This window comes from Acidovorax sp. LjRoot38, from assembly GCF_964252975.1.
In the GTDB taxonomy this organism is placed as follows: Bacteria; Pseudomonadota; Gammaproteobacteria; order Burkholderiales; family Burkholderiaceae_C; genus Acidovorax; species Acidovorax facilis.
The window spans coordinates 154,740-171,282 of sequence record NZ_CAXUPT020000007.1 but is presented as its reverse complement, the minus strand read 5'-3'; the positions used below and the strand labels follow the sequence as shown (position 1 = coordinate 171,282).

Annotated in this window: 16 protein-coding genes; all 16 read right to left on the bottom strand. The window is 66.8% G+C overall.

What is annotated here, in order from left to right; translation table 11 throughout:
* Positions 1-210 precede the first annotated feature (210 nt).
* The gene (locus ACSQ22_RS14935) at positions 211-1,191 is read right to left on the bottom strand and encodes an NAD-dependent epimerase/dehydratase family protein (protein WP_436130767.1); all 981 of its coding nucleotides are present in this window, start codon (positions 1,189-1,191) and stop codon (positions 211-213) included.
* Complete coding sequence (locus ACSQ22_RS14930) at positions 1,191-2,204, bottom strand: fumarylacetoacetate hydrolase family protein (RefSeq protein ID WP_436130766.1); 1,014 nt, start codon at positions 2,202-2,204, stop codon at positions 1,191-1,193. The genes ACSQ22_RS14935 and ACSQ22_RS14930 overlap by 1 nt, the downstream gene beginning before the upstream one ends.
* A gap of 21 nt (positions 2,205-2,225) precedes the next feature.
* Positions 2,226-3,215, bottom strand: a complete 990-nt coding sequence (locus ACSQ22_RS14925) for a tripartite tricarboxylate transporter substrate binding protein (protein WP_436130765.1) — start codon at positions 3,213-3,215, stop codon at positions 2,226-2,228.
* 4 nt (positions 3,216-3,219) lie between these two features.
* Positions 3,220-3,966: an SDR family NAD(P)-dependent oxidoreductase gene (locus tag ACSQ22_RS14920; protein ID WP_436130764.1), complete on the bottom strand. Its 747-nt coding sequence runs from the start codon at positions 3,964-3,966 to the stop codon at positions 3,220-3,222.
* Positions 3,963-4,934, bottom strand: coding sequence for a Bug family tripartite tricarboxylate transporter substrate binding protein (locus ACSQ22_RS14915; protein WP_436130763.1), 972 nt, complete (start codon positions 4,932-4,934; stop codon positions 3,963-3,965). The genes ACSQ22_RS14920 and ACSQ22_RS14915 overlap by 4 nt, the downstream gene beginning before the upstream one ends.
* Positions 4,931-5,512, bottom strand: coding sequence for a cupin domain-containing protein (locus ACSQ22_RS14910; RefSeq protein WP_108500000.1), 582 nt, complete (start codon positions 5,510-5,512; stop codon positions 4,931-4,933). The genes ACSQ22_RS14915 and ACSQ22_RS14910 overlap by 4 nt, the downstream gene beginning before the upstream one ends.
* Positions 5,513-5,523: 11 nt before the next feature.
* Positions 5,524-6,321 (bottom strand): cyclase family protein, encoded by a 798-nt coding sequence (locus tag ACSQ22_RS14905; RefSeq protein WP_431150921.1) that lies wholly within the window; start codon positions 6,319-6,321, stop codon positions 5,524-5,526.
* 78 nt (positions 6,322-6,399) lie between these two features.
* The gene (locus ACSQ22_RS14900) at positions 6,400-7,560 is read right to left on the bottom strand and encodes an MFS transporter (protein ID WP_436130762.1); all 1,161 of its coding nucleotides are present in this window, start codon (positions 7,558-7,560) and stop codon (positions 6,400-6,402) included.
* Positions 7,561-7,572: 12 nt separating this feature from the next.
* Positions 7,573-8,766 (bottom strand): FAD-dependent oxidoreductase, encoded by a 1,194-nt coding sequence (locus ACSQ22_RS14895; protein WP_436130833.1) that lies wholly within the window; start codon positions 8,764-8,766, stop codon positions 7,573-7,575.
* Complete coding sequence (locus ACSQ22_RS14890; protein WP_436130761.1) at positions 8,700-9,050, bottom strand: Rieske (2Fe-2S) protein; 351 nt, start codon at positions 9,048-9,050, stop codon at positions 8,700-8,702. The genes ACSQ22_RS14895 and ACSQ22_RS14890 overlap by 67 nt, the downstream gene beginning before the upstream one ends.
* 9 nt (positions 9,051-9,059) lie before the next feature.
* Positions 9,060-10,001 carry a VOC family protein gene (locus tag ACSQ22_RS14885; RefSeq protein WP_436130760.1) on the bottom strand — a complete coding sequence of 314 codons (942 nt, stop codon included), beginning with the start codon at positions 9,999-10,001 and terminating at the stop codon, positions 9,060-9,062.
* A 46-nt stretch (positions 10,002-10,047) separates the two neighbouring features.
* Positions 10,048-11,211 carry an alpha/beta hydrolase family protein gene (locus ACSQ22_RS14880; RefSeq protein WP_436130759.1) on the bottom strand — a complete coding sequence of 388 codons (1,164 nt, stop codon included), beginning with the start codon at positions 11,209-11,211 and terminating at the stop codon, positions 10,048-10,050.
* A gap of 4 nt (positions 11,212-11,215) precedes the next feature.
* Positions 11,216-11,713 carry a nuclear transport factor 2 family protein gene (locus ACSQ22_RS14875; protein WP_436130758.1) on the bottom strand — a complete coding sequence of 166 codons (498 nt, stop codon included), beginning with the start codon at positions 11,711-11,713 and terminating at the stop codon, positions 11,216-11,218.
* 19 nt (positions 11,714-11,732) lie between these two features.
* On the bottom strand, positions 11,733-14,132 hold the full coding sequence (locus tag ACSQ22_RS14870; protein WP_055401983.1) for an efflux RND transporter permease subunit: 2,400 nt from the start codon (positions 14,130-14,132) through the stop codon (positions 11,733-11,735).
* Positions 14,129-15,163 carry a WD40/YVTN/BNR-like repeat-containing protein gene (locus ACSQ22_RS14865; protein ID WP_436130757.1) on the bottom strand — a complete coding sequence of 345 codons (1,035 nt, stop codon included), beginning with the start codon at positions 15,161-15,163 and terminating at the stop codon, positions 14,129-14,131. The genes ACSQ22_RS14870 and ACSQ22_RS14865 overlap by 4 nt, the downstream gene beginning before the upstream one ends.
* Before the next feature lie 13 nt (positions 15,164-15,176).
* The gene (locus tag ACSQ22_RS14860) at positions 15,177-16,529 is read right to left on the bottom strand and encodes a DUF1329 domain-containing protein (protein WP_055401987.1); all 1,353 of its coding nucleotides are present in this window, start codon (positions 16,527-16,529) and stop codon (positions 15,177-15,179) included.
* Positions 16,530-16,543: the final 14 nt, after the last annotated feature.

Sequence of the window (16,543 nt, the reverse complement as noted above, 5' to 3'; positions counted from 1 at the left end):
ATAGCTCCCGGGCGGGCGGTGCAGCGCCTTCGCGGGTAGGCACGTACAAAGCTGCAGGAAAGGCCGCGGGAAGTGCCTTGCACACACCTGCACGCCAGATGCGCCGAGGCTGTGGGCGCGTCACACGGCGTGCAGGGAGGAGCTGGCACCGCCCACCAGTCCGGCGCCCACTCCACAGCACACCCCATGACGCGCCTTTTTCTGTCTCCCCTACTCCACCATCCCAGGGCTGTGCAGCCCCCCCAGCACCCGCGTAACCAGAGACTCCAGCGAGCCGTCATGCCGGAAACCGGCAGCCTCTGACTGAGGCGTCCGCAAGGCTGGTAAACACCCGAACAGTGCTTCGGTGCGCGCGTCGGGTGCGTACCGGATCCAGTCCTTGGGATCGAGACCCTGGGCGTGCGCGATGGCTTGCACCACATCACCCACCGATGACTGCAATACCGGCGGCTGCCAGCACCGCGCGGTCGGCATGCCCCGCGTGGGCAAGCGCGCGGCATGCACCAGGTTGTCCAGACAGCACTGGAGCGACATCCACCAGGCGGTGGCCTGTGCCGACACGGGGCAGGTGTACATCTGCCGCGCCCGCAGGGCATGGAAGATCTGGCTCATGAACGCGGAGCCATGGCCCGTTTCTGCGGGTGGCCGCGCCACGATGCCAGGCAGCCGGATGCTGCAGCCATCAATGTCGCCGCGCCGTCCATAGTCGGCCACCAGCAGTTCCGTCATCCACTTGTGCACCCCATAGCTGAGGGTGGGCTGCGGCCCCTGGCGCTCATCCACCGCTTGGGTGCCCAGCGCACCGTACACCGCCACCGAACTGGCAAACACCAGCCGTGGGGCACGCGCCCGGCCTTCGCGCACCGGGCGCGCAAGCCCCTCGCACAAGGCCACGGTATCCAGCAGATTGGCCTGCACACCCAGCCCAGGTTCACGCTCGGCCAGCGATCCCGGGACACTGGCCAGGTGGAATACGCAGTCGGGCGGGTGGTCCTCCAAGGCTTCGAACAGTGCGCGGTCTGCAAAGCCGCCGATATGCCAGTGCACGGCCGGTGCGCAAGGGGCAGCGGGCCCGGCTCGGTCCACCAGCGTCAAGCGCAGGGGCAGACCGGGCACCAACGGCACGGACTGCAACCGCTCGGCCAGGGCGGCGCCAATGAACCCGCCGGCACCGGTGACAAGCACATGCATCAGCGCACCTCCGAGCCCACAGCCACCACGCGCTGATGCACCACGCCAAAAGGCCCATCGCGGCCATCGCGGCCATCGCGGCCATCGGGCCAGCGTGCCTGCATGCGCACGCGGTCACCGTAGCGCATGAACGGCGTTTTGGCCGCACCTTCGTCCAGTATCTCGATCACGCGCCGCTCGGCCAGGCAGGCAGAGCCTGCATCGCGCGCCTGGTTGGACACCGTGCCCGAACCGATGATGGTGCCGGCCGTGAGCCGCCGTGTGCGAGCCGCGTGGGCAATGAGCTGGCCGAAACTGAAATTCATTTCTCCGCCATGGGGGTGGCCAAACCACTTGCCGTTGGAGTCCACATGCAATCGCAGATGCACCCGCCCACCCTGCCAAGCGTCGCCCAATTCATCCGGCGTCACGGCCAAAGGGGCAAAGCTGGTAGACGGCTTGGCTTGCAGGAAGCCAAAGCCCGTCTTCATTTCGTGCGGGCCCAGCGCGCGCAGGCTCCAGTCGTTGATCTGGACGACCAAGCGCACGCAGTTCAATGCCGCTTCGGCCGTCACGCCCATGGGCACGGGGCCACAGACGACGCCGAACTCGCCTTCGAAATCGATGCCGTCGGCCTCACTGGGCAAGGGCACATCGTCGCAAGGGCCCAGAAAATCGTCGCTAGCGCCCTGGTACATCACGGGGATGGTGTCAAAGTGCGGGATGGGCGGCGTGTTGAACGCCCGCTCCATCAAGCGGCCATGGTTGAGGAACGCCGATGCATCGAGCCACTGCGGGCTGCGCGGCAAGGGAGCGCAGCATGCGGCGGGATCGAACGCAAAGATGCCGGTGGCAGTGCCAGCCTCCAGCGCAGCAGCGCGCTCGCGCAGGGCGGGCTCCACAGCATCCCAGTTCTGCACAGCGGCCAGCAAGCTGGCCGCTATCGGAGCGGCATCGACGGCCCGCAGGCCGTTGGAAGAAACCAGTACCAGGCTGCCGTCCAGGCTGCCGTCTTTCAAAGTTGCAAATCGCATCGCCAGTCCCATCAGGAAGAATTAGGAAGAAGGTGTTTCAAGACGCAGCCCCGCCGCCCGGATGACGCGGGCATAACGGTCTGTCTCTGCTGCCAGAAATGCGCCAAATTCGCGCGCGCTTTGGGTGGGTGTATCAGCACTGCCCAGCAAGGCCAGTTTTTCGCGCAGCTCGGGCAGGGCCAGGATGCGAACGCATTCCGCGTTGAGCCGGCCCACAACGTCGGCCGGTATGGCGGCAGGCGCCAACAAGCCAAACCAGCCTGTCACCTGAAAGCCCGTCAGGCCCAGCGTCTCGGCCACCGTGGGCAGATCGGCGGGCAAGGCAGGCGAGCGCTGTGCGCCGGTCTGCGCCAGCAGGCGGACGCGCCCGTCCTTGACCATGGGGGCCACGGCCAGGGCGCTGTTGAACATCAGATTGACTTGCCCAGCCGCCAGGTCGTTGAGGGCGGGCGCAGCGCCTTTGTAAGGCACATGCAGCAGCTGCACTCCGGCCTGCTGCGCCAGCATCTCGCCCGCCAGATGCAGCACGTTGCCGATACCGGCCGATGCGTAGCTGACCTGCCCGGGCTGCCGCCGGGCCAGTGCGATCAGGTCCGACAAGCTGCGCACCGGCAGGGCCGCAGGCACCGCAATCACCATGGGCCCGGGGCTGGCCACCAGGGCCACAGGGGCAAAGTCGCGCTGGCTGTCGTAAGGCAGCCGGGGGTAAAGGCTGGCGTTGATGGCGTGGGCTGCGCTGATCCACAACAGGGAGTGCCCGTCTGTGCTTCGCGCTACAGCCTCCGATGCAATGATGCCGTTGGCCCCTGCACGCGACTCCACCACCACTGGGCTGCCCAGGGCCTGGCCCAGCTTGTCGGCCAGCAGGCGTGCCACCAGGTCAGAGCTGCCTCCGGCTGCGAACGGCAGGACGATGCGCAACGGCCGTGTGGGCCAGGTGGCAGCCCACGTGCTCAGCGGGAACGCCAAGGCACTCACCACCAGGGTTCTTCGGTTCAACATGCGGTGCATGGTTTCAACTCCCATCGCTGATGGTGGTGCCGCCATCGACCACCAGGTTGTGTCCGGTCACAAAGGCCCCGGCGGGGCTGGCCAGCATGGCGACCACGCCGGCCACTTCCTCGGGTTCTCCTGCGCGCCGCAGCGGGGTGGCCTGGATGCGCCTGACCATGAAGGCTTCATCTGCCATGAGCTGCTCGGCCAGCGGCGTGCGGATGAGGCCGGGTGACACGACGTTGACCCGCACACCCGCAGGGCCCCACTCCACAGCCAGGTTGCGCGCAAGCTGGGCCAGCGCAGCCTTGGTCAAACCGTACAGGCCAATCGAACGGTTGCCGCGCAGGCCTGCAATGCTGGAAATGAGCACGGCACTGCCACCGCCCCGTGCCGCCATGCCGGGCAGCACCAGCGCACACAGCCGCGCTGCGGCCCGCAGGTTGATGTCAAACACCTGATGCCAGTCGGCATCGCTGGCATCGGCCAACGGGCCGGCCGGCCCCTGAATGCCGGCGTTGCACACGAGGATGTCCAGCGGTCCGGCGCGCTCCACCAGCGCAATGAGGGTGGCAGGCACCGCCATGTCGGCAGCGATACCGACAGCCATCGGCAGCGATGCAGAAACCTGCTCACAAGCGAGCGCATCCCGGTCGGAGACCACCACCCGGGCGCCCTGCTCGGCCAGGATGCGCGCAATCGCCAGACCCAAGCCCTGGGTGGCCCCCGTGACCAGGGCGGTGCGGCCCTGCAGGTCAAAGAGGCTCATTCGACCTTGATCCCAGCTTGGCGAATGGCCAAACCCCACCGCTGCGATTCGCCCTGGATGAACTCGCCGAATGCAGCTGGCGTGAGTGGTGCAGGCTCCAGGCCAAGCGGCCGGTAGCGGCCCAGCACTTCGGGAGACTCCAGCGCGGTCACCACCGCCTTGTGAAGCACATCGACCACGGACGCCGGGGTACCAGCCCGCACCATGACACCATTCCAGCCCGGAATATCGAGGTCCGCATGCCCGGCCTCGGTCAGGGTGGGCACCTGGAGGAGCACTTGCAGGCGCTGCTCGCTGCCAACGCTGACCAGCGCGCGCAGCTTGCCTTCGCGCACCAGCGGCAGGCTCGAAGCCACAACATCGCACATGAAGTCCAGGCGCCCGGCCATCAGGTCCTGCAGCGCGGGCGCTGCGCCCTGGTAGGGCACATGGGTCATGCGCGAGCGTGTCTTGATGCGCAGTTGTTCGGTCCACACATGCGGCTGACTGCCCTGCCCATATGAGCCGTAGTTGAGGCCATCGCCTGCAGCCGCCGCGCGCAGCAAGTCGGCCAGGGACTGGAACGGGCTGCCCGCTGGCACGACCACGACCAGTGGCGACTTGAACAACCGCGTCAGGGGCGCAAAGTCCTTGAGGGGGCTGAAGCTCAGTTTGGCATACAGCGCCGGGTACATGGCCAGCGGGCCGATGTCTGCGTACAGCAAGGTGTGGCCGTCGGCGGGTTGCTGCTTGACGTATTGGGCCGCCAATTGCGCGGCACCGCCGGGCTTGTTTTCCACGACCACGGCTTGCTGCATGCGCTCTCCCAGCTTCTGCACCAGCAGGCGCGACATCGCGTCGCCAAAGCCCCCGGCCGGGTAAGGTACCACCCAGCTCAAAGGGCGCGCGGGATACGGGGCCTGCGCCCACGCCCAGGGGACCACCGCTGCGGACGCTGCAGCGCCCAGCCATTGACGGCGCGTGCTCATGGCTGCTCCTTGGCAGGTGCGGCCACTGACTCATCAAAGCGCCCGTCCACCAGCACAAACAGCATGCGGCACGGCGCGCCCGAACGGTTGGCCCATGCGTGGTTGGTACCCCGCTGCACCACCACGCTGCCGGGGCGCAGTGGCACTTCGCCTTCGTCCAGCACCAGCGTCAGTTCGCCTTCAATCACCACGCCGTAGTCCACCGATTCGGTACGGTGCATCAGCGGGTGGGGGGAGTCGGTTTTCACCGTGGAGGCGGCCGCATCGCCAATCTGGCTGAAGGCGTCATGCATGCGCTCGGCACCCCGTGCGAGGAACTCGGGCGTATCGGGCGGAATGTCCACGAACCGGATGCGCGTGCCACCCTGCGGGGGCGGCAGCACCAGCGGACCGAGCGTAGGGTCCGGGCCGTTATCCACGACGGCGGGCGATTGCAATGTGCTCCAGACCTCATGGAACACCGTACCGGGAATGGCCGCAATCTCGACCACGGTGGGCAGCGGCCCCTGGCTGGCGACCACGGCCCGGCCTTGAGTGTTGTGGCCCGTGACCACGCGGTGGATGGATGGAAAACCCATGAACGGACTCCTCAGTCTTCAAAAATGGCGACCGCGCGCGTCCAGCCTGCCGAGGCACCGCGGATCTTGTGGGGGAAGCAGCTGATCGTGAACCCCGTGGCCGGCAGCGCCTCCAGGTTGTGCAACTTCTCAAGATGGCAGTAGCCGATGTCGCGGCCCGCCTTGTGGCCCTCCCAGATCAGGGCCTTGTTGCCTGTCTCGGCCACGCGCTGGGCGGTGTACGAAAACGGCGCATCCCAGCTCCAGGCATCGGTGCCCGTGAGGCGCACACCACGCTCCAGCAGGTACATCGTCGCTTCGTAGCCCATGCCACACCCCGCGCCCAGGTAGTCCTTGTGCCCGTAGCGCGACCCAGCGCGGGTGTTGACCACCACGATGTCGAGCGGCTGCAGCGTGTGGCCGATGCGGGCCAGCTCGGCCTGCACATCGGCGGCGGTGGCGACGTAGCCATCGGGCAGGTGGCGAAAGTCCAGCTTCACACCCGGCTGAAAGCACCATTCCAGCGGCACTTCGTCAATCGTGATGGAGGGGCGGGCTCCGCCGTTCTTCGCGTCCTGCGTGGAGTGGAAGTGCCACGGCGCATCCAGGTGGGTACCGTTGTGCGTGGTCAGCGTCACCCACTCGGCCGCTGCTGCTTCGCCATCGGGGTAGTCCTCAGGCTGGGTGCCGGGGATCATGGTCATGAACTCGGGCAACGTATCGGCGTGTTTCTGGTAGGTGATCTTGGGCGCCAGGGGCGGCGGGTCGGAGAGCACGTCGTTTTCGAGGTAAATGGACAGGTCCACGAAGCGGCGTTGGGGTTTGGTCATACGGGCACAGGAGTTGGCGCTGAACGCGACCGAAACGGGAGCGTTCAGCGGGGCATGGAATAGAGAAGGCAAACGTTGTCACGCCACCCCGGGCAAAGGCTTCGCTTTGTGAGGGGCACGGTGGATGCGTGCAAATGCATAGACCGCCACCGCGTCGATCACCACGGCTGCCACCCCCAGGCTGCCATAGCCCCAGGCCTTGACCAAGGTGCCGCCGAGGATGGGCCCAATGGCCGCGCCGAACATGAGCATGGCGGGGGTGGCGGCCAAGGCACGGCCGCTGGGGTCCAGACGCGCCAGCACGCCAAAGGCGAAGGTGTGCGTGAAGATCATCACGGCCGCAAACACGGCAGCGGCTGCGGCATAGGGCGCAAACACGGGCGAGTTCATGATCACCACCACCAGCAAGGCCTGCAGCGCAGGCCCCGCCAGCAGCACGCTGCGGGCAGCCCAGCGTTTTTCCAGCACAGCGGCCAACGCTGCGGGAAAGAGGTTGACGACGCCCAGGGCAATCAGCACGCCGGTGACGGCCTGAAGTCCGTAGCCCCGGTCACTGCCCACGCGCTCCAGAAAACTGAAGGTCATGGACTGCACCAGCCCGAGCGCCGCGATGCCCAGCACGCCCCACCAGACCGCAGCGGGCAGAGGCGCAGCCGGAGCCCGCGAAGTGGCCGCGCCGCCTACGCTGTCGGCCTCGGGAAACGCCAGAGCCGCCACCACCGCGCCCACTGCCATGACGCCGGCAAAGACCTGGAACAACGCGGGTCCACCCAGCTTGGCCACCAGCACGGGGGTGCCCCCCAGGAACGCGATGGCAAATACCCCCAGTGCCATGCCCACCAGGGCGAACATGCGGTGGGGGTTGGGGCTGCGGGCAATGGTGCCATGGGTAACACTCAGGGCCGTGCCCGCAGCAATACCTGCCCCCGCATGCAGCAGCGCCAACAAGGCGAACTGGGTGGTGGTGGACGCCACGGCAAACGCCACGGCCGCGCCGGCAAAGCCGCAGGTCGCCACGGTGCGCCCGCGCAACAACTGAAAGAACGGCGCCAACACCAAGCTGGCGGCCACCGCTCCAGCCAAAAACAGCGTAGCCAGCAAGCCGGCCTGCTGCGGGTCGAACCGGTACACCGATATCAGCGTGCCCACCCAGACGGGCAAGGCCACCAGATCCACCATGCCTGCGCAGTGGCCCACCATCAGGGCCACCCGGCCCCGCAGCGATTGGGTTGTGATCATGCGCACCTCGCCTCAGATGGGTTGGGACAACGCCATGAGGGACTCGCGCATGATGCGCGAGTGCTCCTCCTTGTCGCCGCCTTCGATCTCGATCTCACCCAGCCGGGCGGAGTTTTCGACCACCATGCGGCAGCGCTCCCAGCGCCGGGCTTCAAAGGCCGACAACGCGGTCGGTACATCGCCCGCCTGCGCCAGTTCATCGGCCAGCACCAAGGCGTCCTCGATCCCGATGCAGGCCCCGGACGCCAGATGCGGCGTGGTAGCGTGCACCGTGTCACCAATCAGCACCACCCGGCCGCGCGACCACGGGCGTGGCATGAGCAGGCCTTCGAGCGGGCGAAACACAATCTGTGAATCCGGTCCGATCTGGCTGCGGATGGACTGCAGCGTGGGGGCGGAAAACCCGTCGAGCAATGCGCGCAAACGGTCCGCAAAGGTGGCCGGATCAACATGGTCGTTGGTAGGGCGCGGCTCGGTGACGAAGAGGTACATCTCGGTCTTGGAGACAGGGTTCACGCCAGGTTTGATCTTCGGGCCCATCCACATCGTGGCGGTCTCGATCTCTGGCGGCCTGGGCAGGACGGCGCGCCACACGGCCTGGCCGCTGTAGCGCGGCTGGGGTGCGTTTTCAAACACCGTCTCACGAACCTTGGAGTACAGGCCATCGGCACCGATCAAGAGGTCATAGCGCTGGCGCTGTCCATCGGTGAAGGTGACCTGCACGCCGTTGGCCTCTTGCTCAATGGCAGAGAAGGTGCAGCCCAGGCGGACGTTGGCGCCCGCCGCGCGGGTGGCCTCAGCCAGGATGCGGGCCAGCACCGGGCGCATGATGGCGCCACCGCCCGGGATATCGTCCCCCGCAATGCGGGGCGTGGGCAAGGTGGCCACCAGAGGGCCGTGGGGCAGGTGCAGGTTCACGCCGTCCGAGGCGTTGCCCTGCGCCAGAAACGCTTCGAGAATTCCCAGGCGCCGAAACGCCCGCAGCGTGGCGCCCCCCAGGCTGATGCCCGCACCGTAGCTGCGCCAGCCAGGGTCGATCTCTACCAAGTCCACCTGCGCACCCAGCTTGCGCAGTTCGATGGCGGCTGCCATGCCGGAAAAGCCCCCGCCGATGATCAAAATCCGTTGGTGAGAAAGGCTCATGGGTTTGTCTCCTTGTGATTGGTAGGGGCGATGTGGATCTCGCCGTTCGCTTGTACTTTCAATGGCACGGGCACCAAGGCGTCGCCCAGGCACGGGCCCAAGGTACACAGCCCATTGGTGATGTCAAACAGCGCGCCGTGGGCCGCGCAGACGATGCGATCACCTGCTGCATTCAGGTACTTGTCCTTGCGCCATGCCATGGGGGTGTCCAGGTGGGGGCACACATCGGCATAGGCGTACAGCCGCTCGCCCTGGCGCACGATGAGCACCGTGTCCTGCCCACGGCCTGCGGGGTCAAAGCCCCGCGACTCGCCATCGGGCAGATCGTTCCAGTGGCAGAGCTTCATGGTCGGCTCTCAGTGCGGTGCACCCGCAGGTGGCGGGCCCGAAGGCGCCCACTTCTCGCGGTGTTGAAAGAGGAAGAGCTGCGAAGCATCGGCACTCATCGGCACCTCGCGCGCGGCCCAGCTGTCGTCATGCTGGTCCATGTCGGCGTCGTACTCCACATGGCAACCCAGGGGCGAGTTGAAGTACCAGAACCAGTTGCTGCCAAACTTGTGGCGCCCCGGCCCCCAGAAGCTCTGGTAGCCCTTTTCGACAAAGCGGGTGCCCGCCAGCAACAAATCGGTAGGGCCACCCATGTGGAAGGTGAAGTGTTCGCAGCCCTTCATGAACGGCGGTGTCTGGATCATGAACAAGGTGTGGTGGTCTTGCGTGCCCGCAGGGCGCAAGAACGGTCCCACACCCGTGAAGCGATCGGTGCACACAAAGCCCAGTCGGGCGTAGAACGCCTCGGCCTTGGCCGCGTCGGGCACGAAATACACCACATGCGACAGCGAACGGGGCCGCGCCGCCATGTCGGGCGACAGGCCCAGGGCGTTGGGCCCACGCTGCGGGACGGCACCGGGCGCGTTCACGGCCTCGGCAGGCAATGCCAGCGGCTTGCGCACCGTGACCTGGAAAGCGAGGGCAAAGCCCAAGTCATCGGTGGTGCGCAGCACACCGCCCTGGCGCACCACGGCGCGGTCGCGCGCCAGCTCGGCTTCGATGGCGTCGAGCGTGGCCGCATCTGCGACCCCGTAGACCGTTTCGCGCAACATGCTGGCAGTGCCCAGCGCGGGTGGCAGGGAAGGATCGCCCTGGGAGCGGATCTCCACGCACGTGCCGTCCAGCGCTTCAAAGCGCCCACCAGCAGCGGTGACGCCCACGGGAGTGAGTCCGTAGTCAGTGAGGTACTGGGCGCAGGCAGCGACGTCGTCCACGCCAAAAACGAGCGCGTCGGGTCCAATGATGTTCATCTGTTGATCCTTGGTGGTAGAGGTTGTCAGGGCAGGTGCGGGGCTCTCAGGCGGTATGACCACCCAGGGTCTCGGCCACCCAGTCGGCGATGTAGTGGCCGGCGTTGATGCTGTTGTCAAAGCTGGCGTGCTGCACGCCGCCTTCACGGTCGGTGAAGATCTTGAGTTCGCGCTTCGGGCTGTTGACCAGCTGCTCATAGGTGCGGTGCGCCCACTTGAGCGGGATCTGCGAGTCGCGCTCGCCGTGCGTCACCAGGAAAGGCACCTTGATCTTCTCGACCACGCCATCGAGGTGCACGTTTTCCGCGATGCGCATGAAGTCGTCCACGTCCTTGGCGCCCCAGACCCAGCACACGTGAGCCCAGTAGTGCGGCACGGGGAAGTCGCCTTCCTTCTCCAACCGGCGCTTTTGCACATCGCGCCAGTCGTGGTTGGCGCCCCAGGCCACGCCGCAGGCAAAACGCGGCTCCATGGCCACCACGCGGGGACAGTAGTAGCCGCCCAGCGAGACACCCTCGCAGCCGATGCGCTTCGGGTCCACGTCGGGGTGCTGCTCCAGCCAATCCACCACGCGGCTGGCCCAGTGTTCGGCGTCGTAGCGTGCGGTCAAGCCCTGCAGGCGCAGTGCCTCGCCCGTGCCGGGCTGATCCACCACCAGGGAAGACACGCCGCGCTTGGCCAGCCAGGCCGGCAGGCCCACGAGCACCTTCATCTCCTTGCTCGAATCCAGGCCGTTCAGCTGCACGCACAGCGGTGCGCGCTCGCCGGGCTGGAGGCCGTCGGCGGGGTAGTACAGGGCCGAAAGGTGTTTGCCTTCGTAGGGAATCTCCACACGCTGCACGCGGTCGCCCATCAGGCGCGAGCCCTGGAGGAACAGCGCCAGCGCGCGCTGGTAGATGGCCAGACGGCCCGGCGCGTTGTGCGCCTGGAGCCGCTCGGCGGTGATCAGGTAGCCCGAGGCGCGGCGGTACTTTTCGCCGGCCGACAAAAGGCGGCCCTTGGCCTCGTCTTCGGCGGCCAGTTCGCAGAGCCGGTCGGCCATGCTCACCCAGGTCTCGCGGAAGGCCGCGGTGCCGGCAGCGTCGGGCGCCTTGGCGGCCTCCTGCAGGGGGGCGCACATCTGCTCGATCTCGCCGATGCGCGCGCCCATCTCGATGGCCAGATTGACGGAGAGGTTCCAGACGTAGTTGGTGGGGAAGTACTTGAACATAGGATCACTTTGCGGGGGCTTGGGAGGCACGCGGGCCAATGCCCAGCGTGCCAAAAAAGACGGCCGTGGGCGCGTCGGAATAGTCAGGGACAAAGCGGAAAGACCGGATCTGCCCATCGGTCACACGGAGCACGTCGCGGCCCACGATGCGTTCCACACCGGCGCGGCGATACAGCTCGCTGCGCACCTCCAGCAGTGCAGACACCCGGTCCCCATCCACCTCGGTGCTCAGCACAGACAAACGGGCCTGCGGCCGAACCACCGTGGCGTCGACGTAGTGCGCCAGGCAACTGGGGTTGTCCATGGCAGGAGTGCAGCCGGGAAAGTCCGATCGCTCCACCTCCGGCGCGATGAGCGCGCGCACGGCGGCCATGTCACCCGCGTGCACTGCGGCGATGTAGCGATCCAGCACTGCGGCCGGTTGGGGGCTGGGCTGGGCCTGTGCGCTGACGCATGCCAGCGACATACCGGCAGCAACGCACATCGTGTGGGTCGTGGTCATGGTTCGTCCTCGTTGTCAGTCAATGAGCGCCCTGCGGCACCCCGTGCACACCGCGCCCAGTCGCGCGGACGTTGGCGATGGGCGTCGCAGGCTTCAGTAAAAAGTGGGCCAGTGCGGGCAACAACACCAGCGCCCCCAGCATGTTCCAGAGGAACATGAACGCCAGCAGCAAGCCCATGTCGGCCTGGAACTTGATCGGGCTCGCCACCCAGGTGATCACGCCCACGGCCAGCGTGACGCCTGTCAGCATCACCACCTTGCCGGTGAACAGCAGCGCGCGGTAGTACGCCTCCGACAGGCTCTTGCCCTCGCGCAGTTGCGACAGCGTGATGGACAGGATGTAGAGCGCGTAGTCCACGCCGATGCCCACGCCCAGCGCAATCACCGGCAGTGTGGCGACCTTCACGCCCATGCCCAGCGCCACCATCAACGCCTCGGCCAGGAAGGACGTGACCACCAGCGGCAGCACGGCCACCACCACGGCCTTCCACGAGCGGAAGGTCACAAAACACAGCACGACCACCGCCCCGTACACCATGAGCAGCATGGTTCGCCACGCGTCCTTGACCACGATGTTGGTGGCCGCCTCAATGCCCGCAGACCCGGCGGCCAGCAGAAACTGGGTGTCTGCCGTGTTGTTGCGCTGGGCAAAGGCCTCGATGTGGCCCACGACGCGCGCCAGGGTGTCGGCCTTGTGGTCGCGCAGATAGACGTACACCGTCAACAACCCACAGGCATCGTTGTAGAGCCCACGGGGTGCGCTGGCCGTCACGGTGTTGAGCATGTCCTGGTTGGGCAAGAACTCGTACCACCGTGGGTTGCCTTCGTTGAGGCCCGACAGCACCCGGCGGTTGAGCAGAGAGAGCGAGTTGGTGCTCTCCACGCCGTTGATCTGGCGCAGCTCCCATTCGAGCGCATCGACCTTGTTCAGCGCATCGAAGTGGGAGCACTGGCCCTCAGGCGTCTTGACCATCACCGCCAGCACGTCACTGCCCGCGCCGTAGGCTGCGTTCATGAATCCCACATCGCGGTTGTAGCGGCTGTCTGCGCGCAACTCGGGCGCCCCCGGGTCCAGGTCGCCAATCTTGAGCTGCGTGCTGACAAGAAAGCCCCCCGCCCCCATGACCAGCCCGGCGGCCACGGCCACCGTGGCCCAGGGCCGCTGGGTGAAGCGGTCGAGCAGAGCCCACAGCGGGTGTTTGGCTGAGCCCGCCGCATCGGCCTGTTCGGCGCGCAGGCTGCGCTCGGCAGCCACCGCACTGACGCCGGTGTAGCTCAACAAAATGGGCAACAGGATCAGGTTGGTGAAGATCAGCACCGCCACGCCAATCGACGCGGCAATCGCCAGTTCGCGGATGACCTGGATGTCGATGACCAGCAGCACGGCAAACCCAACTGCGTCTGCCAGCAGGGCCGTCAAGCCCGCCAGGAACAGGCGCCGGAATGTGAAGCGCGCAGCCACCAGCTTGTCCACGCCCCGTCCCACGTCCTGCATGATGCCGTTCATCTTTTGCGCACCATGGCTCATGCCGATGGCAAACACCAGAAACGGCACCAGGATGGAATACGGGTCGAGTGCATACCCCAGCAAAGGCAGCAGGCCCAGCTGCCACACCACGGCCACCAGCGACGCCAGCACCACCAGCAGCGTGGAACGGATGCAGCGCGTGTACCAGAACACCATGGCCGTGGCGATGGCTACCGCCATGGCAAAGAACACCAGCACGGCCCGCACGCCATCAATCAGGTCGCCCACGATCTTGGCAAAGCCAGTGATGTGGATAGCCACGCCTTCGGCCTCGTACTTGCCGCGCAGCGTCTCCAGCTGCCGCGACAGCAGGGCGTAGTCGAGCGACTGGCCCTGAGCATCCTTGGCCAGCAGGGGCACAAAGATCACGGTCGATGCGGCATCGCGCGCTACCGTCTGGCCGATCTCTCCGGAGCGCGCCACGTTCGCCGCGAGTTGCTGCAGCTTGGCTGACGATCCATCAAAACCATCGGGAATGACCGGCCCACCTTCCAGGCCGTCTTCGGTGACACCCACCCAGCGCGTGGTGGGGGTCCACAGCGACTTCATCCGCGCACGGTCCACACCCGGCAGCAAGAAGACCTCATCGGACAGGCGGCGCAAGGTGTCCAGGTACTGCGCGTCATAGATGTTGCCCTGGGGGCGGGCAACGGCCACGCGCACCGCATTGCCCAGGCCACTGAGTTCCGACTGGTAGGCCAGAAAATTCTGGATGTAGGGGTGGCTCGTGGGAATAGTCTTTTCAAAGCTGGCATTGAGCTGAAGCCGCGTGGCCTGCCAACCCAGCAGGGCTGTGACCAGGGCGCACAGCAACACGACTACGGCTCGGTGGTTGAACAGCGCGCGCTCGATCAACGAGCCCGAGCGGGTATCGAAGGAGGGCGCGCTCATGGCCGTGCCTTCTGTGCCACCACGGGCACCACACCGGCCACGCCCAGTGCGAGCAAGGGGCCCTCGCGCTGCGGCAGCAGCGCGGACGGCACGGGTACGGGTGCCGCGTTCAGGGGCACCAGTGCCTCGCCCTGCTGGCGCAGCACTGCGCCCGCCTGTGTGGCAAACCACAGTCCGCCATTGCCGTCGTCGGCCACGGCGGTGATCGCGCTCTGCGTGGGCGATGCCAGCTGCGACCAGGTGTTGCCCACGTCGACCGAGCGCCAGGCGTTACCCCGCAGGCCCGCCAGGACCGCATGCCCGTTGGCCTGCAGCTCGCCCGCAAACCAGCTGCCCTTGTAGGGCGACTGCAAGGCCTCAAACGTAGCTCCGCCATCGCTGGAGCGGGCGAGCAGCCCCTGCTCTCCCGCCAGCAGCAGGGTATTGCCCTGGCGCCGCGCCACATACCAGTGCAGGGACTTGGGATTGGGCAACCTGCCCATCCAGGGCGCCCAGGTCTGTCCGCCATCGGCGGTGTAGAAGGCCAAGCCATAGGCGCCCACCGCCAGCATGCGCTGGGCGTCCCACACCACCACATCCATGAAGGGCTTGTCAGGACCATCGGCCACCAGGCGCTCTGCGTCCTGCAGCGCCTGGGGCGTGGTGGCTGCCGCCTTGGCCAGCACGGCCAGGCGGCGGCCGTCCAGCCGCAGCACCCAACTGGCGCCAGCATCGGCCGTGGTCAGCACCGTGCCGCCATGGCCCACGGCCACACCGTGGCGCTCGTCCGCAAAACGTACCATCGTCAGGCTCACACTGACCGGGCAGGCCGCCTGTCGCCAGGTCGCGCCCCGGTCGTCGGACAGCGCGACCACTCCGCGCTCGCCCACCGCCACCAGCCGCTGCCCTGCAGCGGCAGCTGCCAGCAGCACGGCGCGCTGAGGTGCCTTCACGCTCAGTGCAGGGCGCTGGAGTGCTTCCCCCACCTGTGCGAAGGCACAGCCCGCCCCCGCCGCAGCGATGGCTGCAGCTACATAGATCGCAATATGCATGGTTCCGTCCCGCTCAGCGGACACCCTCGCCCGCCATGGCATCGGGCGAGAAGAAGCTGTCCGGGCGACGCGGCACGATCTTGTAGTGCTGGTTGCGCTCGTTGACCACGCCGCTGGCATACCAGGCACCAGAGATCAGATCGTTGAAGCCCCACTGCTGCTGCGGCGTGGTGGCAGGAAGGTCAGGCATCACCACCGGGTGGGACCAGATGGTCTTCCACAGCTGGCCCTTGGCATCCCAGCGGTCGCCCAGCACGGCCACCCAGGTGTCTTCGTCCACGTAGTAGCGGCTCTTGGGTGCCTGGTGGCGCTGGCCGGGCTTGAGGGTGGCCTCCACCACCCACACGCGGTGCAGCTCCCAGCGCACGTGGTCGGGGTTCAGGTGATTGGCCAATAGCACATCGCTGTCCTTGGTGGGCGTATGCAGGCGGTTGCTGTTGTAGGGGATCAGCATCTCCTGCTTGCCCACGACCTTCCAGTCAAAGCGGTCGTTGCGCCCGGCAAAGACGTCGATTTCGTCGAAACTTGCCACGCCTGCGGTGGCAGGCGTGGGCGTGTCGCAGCAGGCATTGGGCAGCTTGCGCACGCGGCGCTGCCCCGTCAGGTACACCCACGATGCGCTCTTGTCCTGGTCCAGGTGCGACCGGCCCGTGATGGCCTCGCCCGCACGCACCGGTGGGCCGCTGTTGACCAGGCGGATGGTCCAGTACTCGCCCGTGAACTTGTCGTGCTGGCCTTGGGCGTAGTAGGGCATCTGGAAGTCACCACGCCCCTCCACCGACAGCACGCGCTGGCCATTGGCCGTGCCCAGGTAACCCCGGAAGTCGGCCTGCCAGGCCTCTCCACGCCAGTGAAGTTCATGGTTGGCCATGATCTCCTCGCCGGTCTTGGGGATGGGGAACGGAATGCCACCGTAGGCACCTGTGACCTTCTCGCCATCGAGCTTGGCCTGCACGGCATTCTTGGCGGTGTAGTCATACACCCACTGCGGCGCAGCGGCGGTGCGGTGCGTTTTGTACACATCGACCCGGAAGGTCTGCGGGTATTTTTTAAGCAGGGCCTGGGTGCCTTCGGTCAGCTTGCTCGCATGTTCGGCCATGTTGGCGGCGGTGACGCTGTACAGCGGCTTTTCGCCCGCGAACGGGTCGCCCCGGCGCCCGCCATTCTGGAACCCCGCGATGGGGGTGGTGTAGCCACCACTCCACGCGGGGATGGTGCCCTCCTTGTTGCCCGCGCGCTCGGCCCCCAGGGGAGTCAGCTCGGTTTTGAGTTTGGCGGCTTCCTCCGCGCTCACGGCGGCGTGTGCAGCGCTCAGGGCCACAGACGACAGCAGGCAGGCGCCCGCGATGTGCAGGTAGTGCTTCATGACAGAGTTCCAGA